We start from the raw sequence: 15,505 nt of genomic DNA, 5'->3' as shown, positions 1-15,505 counted from the left end.
ATCTTCCAGGTGGCCGATTACGGCCTCGTCGGCGACCTGTTCACCGTCCTGCCGGAATTGCAGAAAGCACTCTGATAAACCGGAAAGCGGCGGGCCGACCCCGCCGCTTTCTCGTTGGGGACAGCGGGTATTCGCGCAAGTGAAGTTTTCGCATTTCTCAAAAGGACTGTATCTGTCCGCGACAGAATTGATATAGTCGGTCTGCTCCGCAAGGGGGCGGCCGAATGAAGGAGTGACAACTGTGGCAATCAAGACGGTAGGGGTGGTCGGCGCAGGACAGATGGGCAGCGGGATTGCCCATGTATGCGCGCTGGCCGGGTTCGATGTGCTTCTTCACGATGCGGCATCGGATCGGCTGGAAAAGGGCATCGCCACCATCAACGGCAATATGGCGCGTCAGGTTTCTTCCGGGAAGCTTCTGGAAGATCAGCGCGCAGCCGCGATGAAACTCATCCGCCCGGCAAATTCCATGGAGGATCTTGCCGGCGTCGATCTCGCCATCGAGGCGGCAACCGAAGATGAAACGGTCAAGCGCAAGATTTTTGCGCAGCTTTGCCCGATTCTGAACCCGGAGGCAATTCTGGCGACCAACACGTCGTCCATTTCAATCACCCGTCTCGCATCCACCACCGATCGTCCGGAGCGTTTCATCGGCATTCATTTCATGAATCCGGTGCCGGTGATGAAGCTGGTGGAACTGGTTCGCGGCATCGCCACCGACGAGGAAACCTTCCGCAAGTCGAACGATTTCGTCACGGCGCTGGGCAAGACGGTGACGGTCGCCGAAGATTTTCCGGCCTTCATCGTCAACCGCATCCTGCTGCCGATGATCAACGAGGCGATCTACACGCTTTACGAAGGTGTCGGCAGCGTCGAGGCCATCGATACGGCCATGAAGCTTGGCGCCAATCATCCAATGGGGCCGCTGCAACTTGCCGATTTCATCGGGCTGGACACCTGCCTTTCCATCATGCAGGTCCTGTATGACGGGCTTGCGGATTCCAAATACCGCCCGTGTCCTTTGCTGGTCAAATATGTCGAGGCTGGCTGGCTGGGACGCAAGACGGGTCGCGGTTTTTACGATTATCGCGGCGAACACCCCGTTCCCACACGCTGATACATTCGTTTTGCTGACAAAAGGCCGGTTCAAGCCGGCCTTTTTCAATTGTGGCGACAATTCGGGATCGCAAGGCGAGGCTGTGGAAAAGCCCGAACATCCTTACTATTAACTTACCTTTAACCGTGCGGCTTCAGAGCTTGTTCATCTTTGATTGTTAAAGTTTTCATTAAGATGTTCAGAAATGAGCAGCGTTTCACGGTTCCGGTCATTTGCGGTCGGAACATGACGGGCATCCATTCCGAGCATCATACTTTTCTAACAAAGGTGAAGACGATGAGCATTCTTGTTCAGTTGCGTGACAGCGTTCATGTCATTCGCGAGTTCGTCGCACCGAGCTACAGGCCCGAGCGCCATTATATGCGCGGGCCGGGCCCGGCCTGCGCGGCGCGCATGGGCCATTGACATGACGCTCAAGAAGTCCTGTTCGGTTGCCGAACCGTGACGCCAAAAAATGAAGCCAGAACGGTCACCCGCTCTGGCTTTTGTTTTGGGATACAGGTGAGGTTTCGTGCGCTCACCCGATTCCGGCTTATTCCAGACCTTCGAACAGCGCGGTCGAAAGATAGCGTTCGGCAAAGGACGGGATGATGATGACGATGTTCTTTCCGGCATTTTCCGGACGTTTGCCGATTTCGACGGCGGCTGTCAGGGCGGCGCCGGAAGAAATGCCGACCGGGATGCCTTCGAGGCGTGCGATCAGGCGGGCATTGGCAAAGGCGTCTTCGTTGGAAACCTGAACCACCTCGTCATAGATGCCGGTGTCGAGCGTTTTTGGCGCAAAACCGGCGCCGATACCCTGAATCTTGTGCGGTCCGGGCGCTCCGCCGGAAAGAACCGCCGAGTCCTTCGGCTCCACCGCGATGACCTTGAAGGAAGGCTTGCGCCCCTTGATGACCTGGCCGACGCCGGTGATCGTGCCGCCGGTTCCGATACCGGAAATAAGGATATCCGCTTCGCCATTGGTGTCGTTCCAGATTTCCTCCGCCGTCGTGAGGCGATGGATTTCCGGATTGGCCGGATTCTCGAACTGCTGCGGGATGATCGCGTTCGGGTTGCCTTCCGCGATGGCTTCGGCTTCGGCAATGGCGCCCTTCATTCCCTTCGCGCCTTCGGTCAGCACCAGTTCGGCGCCCAGAAGCTTGAGCAGCTTGCGGCGTTCCACCGACATGGTTTCGGGCATGGTGAGGACGAGACGATAGCCCTTGGCCGCGGCGGCAAAGGCAAGCGCAATGCCGGTGTTGCCGGAGGTTGGTTCGATGAAGACCGTCTTGCCCGGCACGGCCCGACCGTCACGCTCCAGCGCTTCAATCAATGCCAGCCCGATGCGGTCCTTCACACTGGCCAGCGGATTGAAGAATTCCAGCTTGGCCAGGAGATGGGCGCCGACGCCCTTCTCGCGGGCGAACTTGTCGATGCGCACGAGCGGCGTATTGCCGATCGTATCGAGAATGGAATCGTAAACTCGACCACGCCCGGCGGTTTTCGAGGAATGAGACTCGTTCATGGCATTGTCTCCCTTATTGTGGCGCGAAGTTTAGGAGGAAACGACGCAAAAGCATAGTTGAAGATATGCGGCGAATTGATGATTTTTAGAATTATATTCTTTATAATCTGATAAATTGGAAGTAAATTCCATTATAATTGGGGGATTGCGTATTAGCTTGGCTGAAAGCCCGATTGATCCGCGTCAATGTGCTGTCGGCGGAAATTTCACATAATCGGGCATCAGGCAGCCAGGAGAATTACTATGTACAGGAATATACTGATCGCAACCGATGGGTCGGAACTCGCCGAGAAGGGCGTGGATCAGGGCGTGGCTCTGGCCAAGGAAACCGGCGCCAGGGTTACCTTCGTTTCCGTGACCGAACTTCTGCCTTCCTACGGCATCGTGGTGGCGGCGGAATGGGCATCGAGCCCGGCGGCGTTTCAGGAATACCGCGAAGCGATCACCAAGGCTGCCGCCGACATTCTTTCGCGGGCGAAAACCAAGGCCGTGGAACTGGGTGTCAGCGCCGAAGCGGTGCATGTCGAGAACCAGTCACCGGCGCAGGGCATCGTGGAAGCGGCAAAGGCCCGCAACGCCGATCTGATCGTGATCGCGTCGCATGGCCGTCGCGGTGTGAACAAGCTGCTTCTGGGAAGTCAGGCGGCGGAAGTCCTGTCTTTCAGCACCGTACCGGTGCTGGTGATCAAATAGGCGGCGGGCAATACCGATCCCATGAGGCAGCGGTCGGCGCCTCAATCCTTCGTTTTTGACGCGCATCTTATCCGAAAACCGTTTCACACTTTTCGGGATGCGTTCTAGGGTCTAGACCCTAAGCTTCTCCTGTCCGTGACCGGGCGGGAGGGTTTTCACAAGGAGGTAATCATGACTGCGCCGCGGCCTTCAAAGACCATGTTGGGCAATCATCCGCTTCATCCCGAAACGCAGATGCTCAATTACGGTTACGATCCGGAGCTTTCCGAGGGAGCCGTCAAGCCCCCGGTATTCCTCACCTCGACTTTCGTTTTCAAAACTGCCGAAGACGGACGCGATTTCTTCGATTTCGTGTCCGGTCGCAAGGAACCTCCGGCAGGCGTCGGCGCCGGTCTTGTCTATTCCCGCTTCAACCATCCCAACAGCGAGATCGTCGAGGATCGCCTTGCCGTTTACGAAAGCACGGAAAGCTGCGCGCTTTTCTCGTCCGGCATGTCGGCCATCGCGACGATGCTGTTCGCGTTTGCCCGTCCCGGCGATGTGATCCTTCATTCGCAGCCGCTTTATGGCGGCACGGAAACGCTCCTTGCCAGGACATTTCTCAATTTCGGCGTCGAAGCTGTCGCTTTTGCCGATGGCGTGAGCGAAGCCTCCATCGAACGGGCTGCCGATGAAGCCACAGGCAAAGGCCGGGTTTCGGTGATCCTGATCGAGACGCCCGCCAATCCCACCAACAGCATCGTCGATATCGCAGCCATCCGGCGTGTGGCCGAAAAGATCGGGGAGCGGCAGGGGCATCGTCCGGTCATCGCTTGCGACAACACGCTGCTTGGGCCGGTTTTCCAGAAGCCACTTGATCACGGCGCGGATCTTTCGGTCTATTCGCTAACCAAATATGTCGGGGGGCATTCCGACCTGATTGCGGGCGCGGTACTGGGTGAGAAGACGCTGGTCCGGCAGGTCAAGGCGTTGCGCGGAGCCATCGGTACGCAGCTCGACCCGCATTCCTGCTGGATGCTGGGCCGCTCGCTCGAAACGCTCGGGCTGCGCATGGAGCGCGCCAACAGCAATGCGCAGTCAATCGCGGAATTTCTACGGGATCATCCCAAGGTGGAAAAACTGCATTATCTGCCGTTCGAGGACGAGAACTCCGCCGTCGGCGCATTGTTCAAGCGGCAATGCAGCGGGGCTGGTTCCACGTTTTCGTTCGATATCAAGGGCGGGCAGGCCGCGGCATTCCGCTTTCTGAACGCGTTGCAGATATTGAAGCTTGCGGTCAGCCTTGGCGGTACGGAATCGCTTGCGAGCCATCCTGCGGCAATGACCCATTCCGGTGTTCCTGTCGAAGTGAGAGAGCGTATAGGTGTGCTGGAATCAACGATCCGGCTGTCCATCGGCATCGAACATCCTGACGATCTGATCGCCGATCTGGCGCAGGCGCTGGATGCTGCGTGAGAGACGAAAACGGTCGGGTGGCGGCAAATTTGCCGCTGCCTGCGACGAGGCGCCCATGCAGGTTTTTTTATACAGATTGGGCGGAAGATTAGCGAAAAATGGTGCGGGTGGTCGGAATCGAACCGACACTCCTTTCGGAACCGGATTTTGAGTCCGGCGCGTCTACCAGTTCCACCACACCCGCACATTCTGCCGAAGCAGTCGATATGGTCCAAAGCGGACAGCGGGTTGGGATATACCGGCTAAACGAAACGAGGTCAATTACTCATGCGTACAGCTTGCGTCATCCTGAAATGGGGACGGGATAAATAATCACAGCCTCTGTCGCAGCCATTTTCCATGGCTGTCGCAGGATGGAAAAAACAGCCGGGCCGGGAGCCAAGCCTTTCGCGCGGCTTCAAGCCGGGCTTGCGTTCAGGCGATGCCTATCTGCGCAGACTTGCCTCGACCAGATTCCAGAACACCAGCAAGGCGATGAAGCCCAGCAGGACATAGTCGAGCGTGCTGACATAATGAAAATATTCCATGGCGCATCTCCTTCCCCGGGAGGGCGCGACAGCGTTCTGGCCAGACGGAAGCTTTGTTTTTACCCGGCTTCGGCACCCTGCAAGGGGCGTCGGATACCGGCGCGGACCTCCTCTTCCGCCTGTCATGCGCTCTCCCGAAACAAAGTGTAACACGCTTTCCAGAACGGCTCAAATCGCGATTTCTGCCAGCAGTTTCAACGTCGTCGCGGTCGGCTCTCTTTTTTAGCCGACCACCGATTTTCTGGCCGAAATGCGACTATTTTCGCTCGGCGATACTGCGGATGCGGTTGCGGACGATGCGAGCCAGATTGCGGGTGCGCTGATAGAGGTGAATCTGTGAAGCGGCCTGGCGGACGAGCTTGTCCGCCGACGGATTGAGCCCGATCACGAGCGTCTCTATCGTTTCGCGCTCTTCGAATAGCCGCATCATGACCGGATGGTCCGGCACGGCGCAGGAATCCGTCCGGTTGATGTTCGGATCGTTCAGATGGTTCTTCACCATTTCGATCATCAGGAGTACGCCGGGCGACCACGCGTTCAGGCTCTCGTCATAGGCTGTCTTCCAGGTCCAGGCTTCACCGGAAACCGTGAATACGATCAGAACCGCGATGACACGTTCATCAAGTTCCAGCGTGTGGATGCGCACGCAATCGCGTTCGGCAAGATTGTTGACCGCTTCGCGGGCGAACGCCGCGCGGAAACGGTCCACCGCCATGGCGGTGCCGCGCTTTCCCTTCCAGCCGGACGCTTCGAGCGTCAGGAAATGTTCGAACGCGTGACGCACTTCGTCCGGCGTGCGGGCGACGCTATGGGCAAGCTCGCCCTTCTCGGCGAGCCTGCGCCAGAGACGGTTATAATCGCGGCGGTGATGTGCGCCGATTGCCTGGCGGATATAGGCGTCGCCGTCCAGTTCGCTCTTGAGGAAGGGACGTTCCTTTCGCTCTATCGCAACGACTGGAAGCTGTCGGCCCACGGCAACCGAGCGGATCAGTTTCGCGGCCGGCCCGTTGGCGCGCATTTCGGGCAGAACCAGCACTTCCGGCATTTTGAGATGCTTGCGGGCAAGAATGTCGAACAGGTCTTCCAGCACGCCGATCGGATCGTCATGATCGATCAGCGGCGTTCCCTGCGGGCCGAACGGTGTCGACCAGGCGCGGATCACGGGCGTGGAAAGGGGCAGGCCCGGGCGCTCGATGGTGTAGGGCATGACGAAGCGCAGACGACTGCGTATCTCGTTCTCGTCGCGCATCACCATGAAGCGCACTTCACGGTCCTCCAGCCGCGGCATGGCCGGGGCCAGAAACCGGGCATTGAAGAAGACGTTCGGCTCTATCGTGCGGTTGCTCAGATGATCGAGTTCGTCGCGGAGCTGGAAGCCGGCTGCCGCGCCGTAGATGGCGAGCTTGCGCGGAATCTCGTGGCTGTGCAGGCTTTCCTCAAGCTTCTTGGCGATCTCGACCGCCGCTCCGCTGTCGGAAAGTTCCGAAACGATGTGGGCTGCATTTCCGCCGGCCGATTCTTCGAGCAAGGGTTTCGCGGCCATTACAAGGTCTCCTCCGAGGTCTTGGCACGGTCTCGTGGAATGAGAATGAACATGGTTATGTGCAGGCTGCGTGATACGGCTGCCGAAAGAAGGGCGGCTTCCATCAGCATGGCGAGGGCGGTCGAGACGGCAGCGCCCGTCAGGCCGAAGCGCGGTATCAGCACCAGATTGAGAGTGATGTTGACAGCAAGCGTCGCAGCATAGAGGAGCGCGCAGATATTCTGCTTGCCGGACATATTGAGCAGGCTTTCCGCAGGCCCTACGCTGGCGCGCGCGATGACGCCGACAATCAGAATGAACAGAAGCGGATAACCCGTCGTGAAGGCAGGTCCGAACAGACGCAGAAGCGGATAGCCCGCGAGCAGGATGACGGCACCGAGAAACAGCGTCGGCCAGAACGTCCAGCGGACGGAGGCCTCGGCGAAGCTTGCGAATTCGGCGCGGTCGCCGCTGTGCAGCAGGTCCGAATAGCGCTGGGCGACGCTGGCCTTGACCGCGAAATAGACGAAATGCGCAAGCGCCATGATCTTCGTGGCGGCAAAATAGATCGCGACATGCTCGGGATCAAGGGCACGCCCTACCATCAGCACATCTACGTTGATGAGCAGGAAGAAAAAGCCCTCGACGAGGAAGATCGGTAGCGCAACCTTGATCCATTCGCCGAGGCGGTGGTCACGTCGGGCGTGGGGAATATCGTTTCGCAGCGAGCGATCGACAGTCAGAAACTGCCCGAAGGTCGTAAGCCATGTCGCCGCTATCGAAACGGCCAGTGCAACGGTCGCCGTGGCAGGCAGCCCGGCTTCGTGCGCGATGACCATGAACAGGAGAACGAGGAGAGGACGGACGATGTAGCTTGGCGTCAGCGCCATCATCACCCAGGTGCGCGATCGCGCAATGCCGTCCAGCATGTTGCCGAGCGTGATCATCGGCAGGCAGACAAAGCCGAAAATGAAGGGCACGAGATAATAGCTCGCGACGTGATCCTTGAGCAGAAACAGCAGGGCGGCGCCAGCGAGTGCGATAAGAGTAGCCGATATGAAGGCGAATATGCGTCCGGTAAAGATGATGCCGCGCGCGAGGCCGTAGAGCTGGTGTTGCGCGTATTCGGGCACGAAACGGATGATCGTCGTATGCAGTCCGAAACAGGCCAGATCGCCGATGATGATCATTGTCAGCCAGACGAGAACGAAGACACCATACTCGAATTCACCCATCCAGCGCGCCAGAACGACCTGGGACAGGAGAGCGATGGCGGCGCTCGCAATGCGTACGGAAAAGGCAACCAGAGAGGAGCGCTGGGCGCTGGCCTGTGGCCCGTTACCGCTCAACACGGCATCAAGCCGCTCCGTCACGGGACGAAGCCTGGTCGCGATCCTGCCGGGTAAAAACCGGCTTGCCGTTGCAGCTGCCGAAAACCGCACTGATACCAACCCTGTCTGCGCAAGCCTGCCTGCTTGGCCGGATGTTCCGGCTTGTCGTTTCGTCGGCCGCTTATGTCACGTTTTTCACAGGCCGCCGAAGGACCATAGCCGGGAGTCCTTTATAAAGAGAAAAAGAAAAAGTCTGATCTGTCAAAGGCCGGAATACTGGAACGAATGGTAAGTATTGTCTAAACGGTGGTTACATTCGCATGTTCTAAAATATAGGCTGCGCTTTTCCCGTCATTTCCGGGTAGGTTGTTTTCCGCCGGTGCCGAAAGAAAGAAAAAGCCCCGGTAAATGTCTTATACCAGCGCGCCGATCCGATTCGGTCGGATTGGCGCGCTAACCTTTTGTTTTGTCACGTATCTTGTCCGAAAACCGCTTCACGCTTTTCGGATGCGCTCTATTTCAGGCATAACCCAGTCGACCTCGTTTCACTTCGGTCGGATTATGCTTCAAGGTCGGGTTCGACTCACTCGAAAGCGCCGTGGCAGTGCTTGTATTTCTTGCCGGAACCGCATGGGCATGGCTCGTTACGGCTCACCTTGCCCCAGCTGCGCGGGTCGGCGGGATCACGGTCGGCGGTCGGAACGATGCGGTCGTCGCGCTGATGATCCGCCCAAGCCGCGTCGTCGAAATCGTTCTCGCCCGTGGTTCCGTCGATATGGAGACCATGCATGGGCGGAAGTTCCGGTTCAGGCGGTGCCTCACGGACGATTTCGACCCGCATCAGCTGGGAAACGACCACTTCGCGCAGGTTCGCAAGCAGGGCCTGGAACAGCTCGAAAGCCTCGCTCTTGTATTCGTTGAGCGGATCGCGCTGGGCGTAGCCGCGGAAACCCACCACCGAGCGCAGATGGTCAAGATTGACCAGATGTTCGCGCCACAGATTGTCGAGCGACTGCATGATGACCGATTTTTCGACATAGGTCATGATCTGCGGGCCGAAACGTTCCGCCTTGTCGGCCGCGGCCTTGTCGGCGGCTTCCTTGATGCGGTTTTCGAATTCCTCTTCGGCGATGCCTTCTTCCTTGGCCCATTCCTCGACCGGCAGGTCCAGGTTGAGCTTGGAATCGACGTCTTCCTTCAGGCCGTCAATGTCCCATTTTTCCGCATAGGCGTCCTTGGGAATACGCAAGGCGACCATATCCTCGATCACTTCATGGCGCATTTCGCCGGTGATTTCGGTGAGGTCTTCCTCGTCCATCATTTCCAGACGCTGCTCGAAGATCACCTTGCGCTGATCGTTCATGACGTCGTCATATTTGAGCAGGTTCTTGCGGATTTCGAAGTTGCGCGCCTCGACCTTCTTCTGTGCCTTTTCCAGCGCCTTGTTGATCCAGGGATGGACGATGGCTTCGTCTTCCTTGAGGCCGAGCTTCTGCAACATGCCATCCATGCGGTCGGAACCGAAGATGCGCATCAGATCGTCCTGAAGCGACAGGAAGAATTTTGAGCGGCCCGGATCGCCCTGACGGCCGGAACGACCGCGCAGCTGGTTGTCGATGCGGCGGCTTTCATGGCGCTCGGTGGCGAGAACGTAAAGGCCGCCCGCAGCCAGCGCCTTTTCCTTGAGTTGGGCAATATCGGCCTTGATCGCAGCGATTTTCGCGTCGCGTTCGGCGCCTTCCGGCACGTCGGTCAGTTCCTGACGCACCCGCATTTCGAGATTGCCGCCGAGCTGGATGTCGGTACCGCGACCGGCCATGTTGGTGGCAATGGTGATCGCGCCCGGCACGCCGGCCTGTGCGATGATATAGGCTTCCTGCTCGTGATAACGGGCATTGAGAACCTGAAATTCCTTGATGCCGTCGCGGCGCAGGCGTTCGGCCAGAAGCTCCGACTTTTCGATCGAGGTCGTGCCGACAAGGACCGGCTGGCCCTTTTCGTGCGAGGCGCGGATATCCTTGACGATGGCGCGGTATTTTTCCTCGACGGAGCGATAGACTTCATCGTCCTCGTCGGCCCGCTGAACCGGCAGATTGGTCGGGATTTCCAGCACTTCGAGATTGTAGATATTGCCGAATTCTTCCGCTTCGGTCGCCGCCGTTCCGGTCATGCCGGACAGCTTGGTGTACATGCGGAAATAATTCTGGAAGGTAATCGAGGCCAGCGTCTGGTTTTCCGGCTGGATCGTCACATGCTCCTTGGCTTCCAGCGCCTGATGCAGGCCCTCGGAATAACGGCGGCCCGGCATCATGCGGCCGGTGAATTCGTCGATGATGACGATTTCATCGTTGCGGACGATATAGTCCTTGTCGCGCTGGAACAGCTTGTGCGCACGCAACGCATTGTTCAGGTGATGGACGACCGAAACGTTTTCGATGTCGTAAAGGCTTTCACCCTTGAGATGGCCGGCCGCTTCCAGAAGCTGTTCGACCTTTTCCGTGCCGACTTCGGTGAAGATGGCGGTCTTCTGCTTTTCATCGACTTCATAGTCTTCTTCCGCCAGCGGCGGAATGAAGGTGTCGATGAGATTGTAGAAATCCGAGCGATCTTCCAGCGGACCGGAAATGATGAGCGGCGTGCGCGCTTCATCGATGAGGATCGAGTCCACTTCGTCGACGATGGCGTAATTATGCGGGCGCTGCACCATCTGGGCGCGCTCATATTTCATGTTGTCGCGCAGATAGTCGAAGCCGAGTTCGTTATTGGTGCCGTAGGTGATATCGCAGGCATAGGCTGCGCGGCGCTCGTCGTCATCGAGACCATGCTTGATGACGCCGACGGTCAGGCCGAGGAAGTTATAGAGCTGCCCCATGGTTTCGGCGTCGCGGGTGGCCAGATAGTCGTTGACGGTAACGACGTGGACGCCCTTGCCTTCCAGCGCGTTGAGATAGACGGGCAGGGTCGCCATCAGCGTCTTGCCTTCACCGGTGCGCATTTCGGCGATGCCGCGTTCATGCAGCACCATGCCGCCGATCAGCTGGACATCGAAGGGGCGCATACCAAGCACGCGCTTCGCCGCTTCGCGCGCGGTGGCGAAAGCGTCGGGCAGGATGGCGTCGAGCGTCTTTCCCTGAGCCAATGCCGCGCGAAACTCGGCGGTCTTGGCCTGAAGCTGCTCATCGGTGAGTGTTTCGTAATTCTTCTCGAGCGCTGTGATCTGCTGCGCCCGCTGACGCAGGACCTTTACCTGGCGGTCATTGGATGAACCGAATATCTTGCGGGCGAGGCCGCCAAAGCTGACCATTCCTGGTCCTTTCCTGTCCGTTCAGCCGGAAGCGCTTCCGGCAATGTCGAATGCTTTATTCACGCGTATTGAAACAATTGCAAGAAAACTGCGCTGTGAAAGCTGCCAGATACGGCGCTTGCAAGACATAATTCTCCCAGTCGCTTACTGGACGTAAAGCCGAAGGACAGATAAGAGGGGCAATGGGCGATGTCAACGTTGCTCGGGAGGCCGGAAAGCCCGCTTTTTCCGACGAGGCGGCACGATCCGGGCCAAATTCTGCCGCATTCATCGGGCGGGTAAACGGTCCCGAAGGAGAGAATCTCATATGAAAGCCATTCTCAAAACGCCTTATCGCAAGGCTCTCGCCGTTCTCGCGGCTTCTGTCGCATTGGCATGCGTCGGCGGCGCGTCGTCATTTGCGCAGGATGCTGCAAAACCTGCCGATGCAGCCCAGAGCGCAGCCGCTCCGGCGCAGAAGGAAGATCCGTCCAAGGTTTTGGCGACCGTCAACGGCAAGGACATCACAGTCGGTGAAGTAGACCAGGCGGCAGGCGATCTCGATCCGCAATTCTCGCGCCTTCCCGCCGAACAGCGCCGTCTGGCCGCGCTTGCCGCGCTCATCGACATCAAGGCGATGGCTGGCGAAGCACAGAAGGAAAAGCTCGACCAGACCGACGAATTCAAGAATCGCATGGAATTCCTGCGCGAACGCGCACTCCATAACGAATATTTCAAGGACGCGATTGTCGACAAGATCGCCGACGCCGATGTGCGCGCGCGTTACGACAAGGAAATCGCCGCCATGCCGCCGCAGGTGGAAGTGCGTGCGCGTCACATTCTCGTGAAGACCAAGGAAGAGGCCGAGGCGATCGTCAAGAAGCTTGAAGGCGGCGCCAAGTTCGAGGACCTCGCCAAGGAAAGCTCGACCGACGGTTCGGCGGCCAATGGCGGCGACCTCGGTTACTTCACCGAAGGCCAGATGGTGCCGGAATTCGAGAAGGCGGCTTTTGCGCTGAAGCCCGGCGAATACACCAAGGAACCGGTGCAGACCCAGTTCGGCTTCCACGTGATCCAGCTCGAAGATCGCCGCACCAAGCAGCCGCCGGCATTCGAGCAGGTCAAGGACCAGATTCGTTCGATCGTCATGCGCGAGCGTTATGTCGAGGCCGTCAAGAAGCTGCGTGACGGCATGAAGATCGACTACAAGGACCCGGCCGTCGAAAAGGCCATGAAGGAAGCTGCCGCCGCCCAGGAAGGCGCGGACGAGGCAGATGCGCCCGAAGGCGCGGCTCCGCAGCAGTAAGCGTCGTTTCACAGACAAGCGCCCCGGCCGGTTTACCTGCCGGGGCGTTTTTTATTTTAACGGTCGTTTCCTCTGTTTCTGCTTGATTTTGCGCTGCAAACATTTCCAATGCACCAGAATCGAAAAACCGACCAAACCGCTCTTTTGAGGCAATCATGTCCGCGTCCGTTTCCCCGCTCGCTCCCAAATCCTATCCGTCCATGCCGGCCGTCGATGGCGTGCGCATCGCTACCGCCGCCGCCGGGATCAAATATAAGGGCCGAACGGATGTCATGCTGATGGTCTTCGACCGTCCGGCGGAAGCGGCGGGCGTTTTCACGCGTTCGCTTTGCCCGTCCGCGCCGGTCGATTTCTGCCGCGAGAATCTGGTGCATGGCAAGGCGCGTGCCGTGGTGGTCAATTCAGGCAATGCCAACGCTTTTACCGGCGTCAAGGGTGCTGCCGCGACGCGGGCCACGGCCGAGGCTGCGGCAAAGGCTGTCGGTTGCACCACGACAGACGTGTTCCTGGCGTCCACCGGCGTGATCGGCGAACCGCTGGACGCGGGCAAGTTCGCGCATCTGCTGGGCGACATGAACAGGCAAGCGGTCGCTGATTTCTGGACCGAGGCCGCCAAGGCCATCATGACCACCGACACCTATCCGAAAGTGGCGACCGAAACGGTTCTTCTTGGCAATGTGCCTGTGACGATCAACGGCATTGCAAAGGGAGCGGGCATGATCGCCCCCGACATGGCGACGATGCTGTCCTTCGTCGTCACCGACGCGCCGATCAAGGCGGATGTGCTGCAAAGCCTTTTGTCGAAGGGGGTCGGGTCGACCTTCAATGCGGTGACGGTCGATAGCGACACCTCCACTTCCGACACGCTGATGCTTTTTGCTACCGGTACGGCGGCGGAACGCGGCGCGCCAGAAATCACCGATCCCGCCGACAAGCGCCTCAGCGCGTTCAAGAGGGCGCTTGGCCGTCTCCTGAAGTCGCTGGCCTTGCAGGTGGTGCGCGACGGCGAAGGCGCGCGCAAGATGATCGAAATCGAGGTGATGGGTGCGAAGTCGGCAACGTCCGCCAAGAAGATCGCGCTTTCCATCGCAAATTCGCCGCTGGTCAAGACGGCGGTTGCAGGCGAGGACGCGAATTGGGGCCGTGTGGTCATGGCGGTCGGCAAGGCGGGCGAACCGGCTGACCGTGACCGTCTCGCCATTTCGTTTGGCGATATTCGCGTCGCCTATCAGGGCGAGCGTGACCCGGATTATTCGGAAGATGCCGCCTCGGCCTATATGAAGGGCGAGGATATCCGCATTCTCGTCGATCTTGGCATCGGTCGCGGCAAGGCCACCGTCTGGACCTGCGATCTCACCAAGGAATATGTGGCCATTAACGGCGACTACCGCAGCTAGGCTCGCGATATTCGGGTTCCAGCGGCCTGCAAATAGCGCTCTTTTTCGCTTCCGGTGCTCATGTACCCAAAAGTACATTCCGCTCCGGGTCTCAAAGACCACTATTTTCGGCGCGCTGTCTTTCCGAATCTCATCGAGCCGGGGCGCCCGGTCCGGCTATGTTTAAGGAGTTTATTGTGCCAAGTCTTGCTATCGTCCGCCAGCTCGAAGCCGTGGGTTTCCGCGCATGGCCCGCCACCTCGGTCCACTATGACGGCACGTGGGCGATACGCATGACGGCGGCGCATCCCTCCAAACGCCTCAATTCGATCAACCCGCTCGATCCCGGCGATACGCGGGATATACCGACCCGCGTGGAACTGGCGGCGCAGCGCTTCCGGGCCTATGGCCGCGTACCGTGTTTCCGCCTGTCGCCGCTCGCGCCGCGCGAGCTGGAAGACTATCTCGAGGGGCTGGGCTGGAAGCGCAAGGACGAAGCCATCGTGATGACCTCGAGTCTGGAGGAACTGGACCTGTCCGGGGCCATCGACCAGATACCGCTCAAGGATATCGGACGTTTCGTCGATGCCTCGCTTTCCATCCATGAAAGACCGGCGGATATGCGCCCCGGCTTTTCCGAACTTCTCAACAGCGTTCGTCCCAACAAGGGCATGTTCGTTCTGGAACAGGACGGACGCGCCGTATCCAATCTGCTCTGCGTGCAGGACGGCATCATGGCGGGCCTGTTCGATGTAGGAACGCTGCGCGATGCGAGGCGGAAGGGGTATGGCCGGGATATTGTCGGCTCGGCACTGAAATGGGCGGCGAAGCTCGGTGCGAAAACCGGCTGGTTGCAGATCGAGGCGGACAACGCCGCCGCGCTTGCGCTTTATCAAGGCTTCGGCTTCCGGGAAGCCTATCGCTATGCTTATCGGGAGAGCAACGAAAAATGAATGATGTGAAGGGACACCGCCTTCTTCTTGTTGCGGCTTGTGCGCTGGTCGATACGGACGGACGGGTCCTGCTGACGCAGCGCCCGGAAGGCAAGCAGCTTGCCGGATTGTGGGAGTTTCCCGGCGGCAAGGTGGAGCCGGGCGAAACGCCGGAAGAAACGCTCATTCGCGAATTGCAGGAAGAAATCGGCGTCACCACCAAGGCGGCGTGCCTCGCTCCCCTGACCTTCGCGAGCCATACCTATGACGATTTTCATCTTCTCATGCCGCTCTATGTCTGCCGCCGCTACGAGGGGATTGCGCGCGGGCTGGAAGGGCAGGCACTGAAATGGGTCCGTCCGAAGGATATGCGCGACTATCCGATGCCGCCAGCCGACGAACCGCTGATCCCGTTTCTGCTCGATCTTCTGTAACCCCGTCACCTTCCCCGGCTGT

12 protein-coding genes and 1 tRNA gene are annotated in these 15,505 nt (G+C 58.9%); 8 read left to right on the top strand and 5 right to left on the bottom strand.

Annotation, left to right across the window (positions count from 1 at the left end; all coding sequences use genetic code 11):
* The first annotated feature begins 241 nt into the window (after nt 1-241).
* Both FHS76_RS21230 and FHS76_RS22770 read left to right on the top strand, forming a co-directional pair.
* Nucleotides 242-1,117 (top strand): 3-hydroxybutyryl-CoA dehydrogenase, encoded by an 876-nt coding sequence (locus tag FHS76_RS21230; RefSeq protein ID WP_183657913.1) that lies wholly within the window; start codon nt 242-244, stop codon nt 1,115-1,117.
* A gap of 276 nt (nt 1,118-1,393) precedes the next feature.
* On the top strand, nt 1,394-1,522 hold the full coding sequence (locus FHS76_RS22770) for a hypothetical protein (protein ID WP_268902818.1): 129 nt from the start codon (nt 1,394-1,396) through the stop codon (nt 1,520-1,522).
* Nucleotides 1,523-1,649: 127 nt separating this feature from the next.
* Here FHS76_RS22770 and cysK read toward each other — a convergent pair whose 3' ends face one another.
* Nucleotides 1,650-2,624 (bottom strand): cysteine synthase A, encoded by a 975-nt coding sequence (cysK, locus tag FHS76_RS21225; protein ID WP_183657910.1) that lies wholly within the window; start codon nt 2,622-2,624, stop codon nt 1,650-1,652.
* A gap of 243 nt (nt 2,625-2,867) precedes the next feature.
* Here cysK and FHS76_RS21220 point away from each other — a divergent pair, with 243 nt between their 5' ends.
* Together FHS76_RS21220 and FHS76_RS21215 are read left to right on the top strand one after the other, a co-directional pair.
* Nucleotides 2,868-3,317, top strand: coding sequence for a universal stress protein (locus tag FHS76_RS21220; protein ID WP_183657907.1), 450 nt, complete (start codon nt 2,868-2,870; stop codon nt 3,315-3,317).
* 171 nt (nt 3,318-3,488) lie between these two features.
* Nucleotides 3,489-4,772, top strand: a complete 1,284-nt coding sequence (locus FHS76_RS21215) for a cystathionine gamma-synthase family protein (protein WP_183657905.1) — start codon at nt 3,489-3,491, stop codon at nt 4,770-4,772.
* 99 nt (nt 4,773-4,871) lie between these two features.
* Here FHS76_RS21215 and FHS76_RS21210 read toward each other — a convergent pair.
* The 4 genes from FHS76_RS21210 to secA all read right to left on the bottom strand — a co-directional run bounded on the left by FHS76_RS21210 (nt 4,872) and on the right by secA (nt 11,456).
* Nucleotides 4,872-4,956, bottom strand: a tRNA-Leu gene (locus tag FHS76_RS21210).
* A 599-nt stretch (nt 4,957-5,555) separates the two neighbouring features.
* Nucleotides 5,556-6,842: a type IV secretion system effector crotonyl transferase BspF gene (gene bspF, locus FHS76_RS21205; protein WP_183657903.1), complete on the bottom strand. Its 1,287-nt coding sequence runs from the start codon at nt 6,840-6,842 to the stop codon at nt 5,556-5,558.
* Entirely contained in the window at nt 6,842-8,194 is a 1,353-nt protein-coding gene (locus tag FHS76_RS21200; RefSeq protein ID WP_328700558.1) for a lipopolysaccharide biosynthesis protein, read from the bottom strand. Before FHS76_RS21200 ends, bspF begins: the two co-directional genes overlap by 1 nt.
* Nucleotides 8,195-8,735: 541 nt before the next feature.
* On the bottom strand, nt 8,736-11,456 hold the full coding sequence (gene secA, locus FHS76_RS21195) for a preprotein translocase subunit SecA (protein WP_183657899.1): 2,721 nt from the start codon (nt 11,454-11,456) through the stop codon (nt 8,736-8,738).
* Between the two features lie 307 nt (nt 11,457-11,763).
* Between secA and FHS76_RS21190 the strand changes: the two genes are divergently transcribed.
* The 4 genes from FHS76_RS21190 (at nt 11,764) to mutT (ending at nt 15,483) form a co-directional block, all read left to right on the top strand.
* Entirely contained in the window at nt 11,764-12,741 is a 978-nt protein-coding gene (locus tag FHS76_RS21190; RefSeq protein ID WP_183657885.1) for a peptidylprolyl isomerase, read from the top strand.
* 155 nt (nt 12,742-12,896) lie between these two features.
* Nucleotides 12,897-14,138 (top strand): bifunctional glutamate N-acetyltransferase/amino-acid acetyltransferase ArgJ, encoded by a 1,242-nt coding sequence (gene argJ / locus FHS76_RS21185; protein WP_183657881.1) that lies wholly within the window; start codon nt 12,897-12,899, stop codon nt 14,136-14,138.
* Nucleotides 14,139-14,311: 173 nt separating this feature from the next.
* Nucleotides 14,312-15,070 (top strand): GNAT family N-acetyltransferase, encoded by a 759-nt coding sequence (locus FHS76_RS21180; RefSeq protein ID WP_183657919.1) that lies wholly within the window; start codon nt 14,312-14,314, stop codon nt 15,068-15,070.
* A complete protein-coding gene (gene mutT / locus FHS76_RS21175; protein WP_183657878.1) occupies nt 15,067-15,483 on the top strand; it encodes an 8-oxo-dGTP diphosphatase MutT in 417 nt (138 codons plus the stop codon). Before FHS76_RS21180 ends, mutT begins: the two co-directional genes overlap by 4 nt.
* The last annotated feature ends 22 nt before the right edge of the window (nt 15,484-15,505 follow it).

Origin of the sequence: Brucella daejeonensis (assembly GCF_014199265.1) — a bacterium.
GTDB classification, from domain to species: Bacteria; Pseudomonadota; Alphaproteobacteria; order Rhizobiales; family Rhizobiaceae; genus Brucella; species Brucella daejeonensis.
This window is presented reverse-complemented; position numbering and strand designations above follow the sequence as displayed.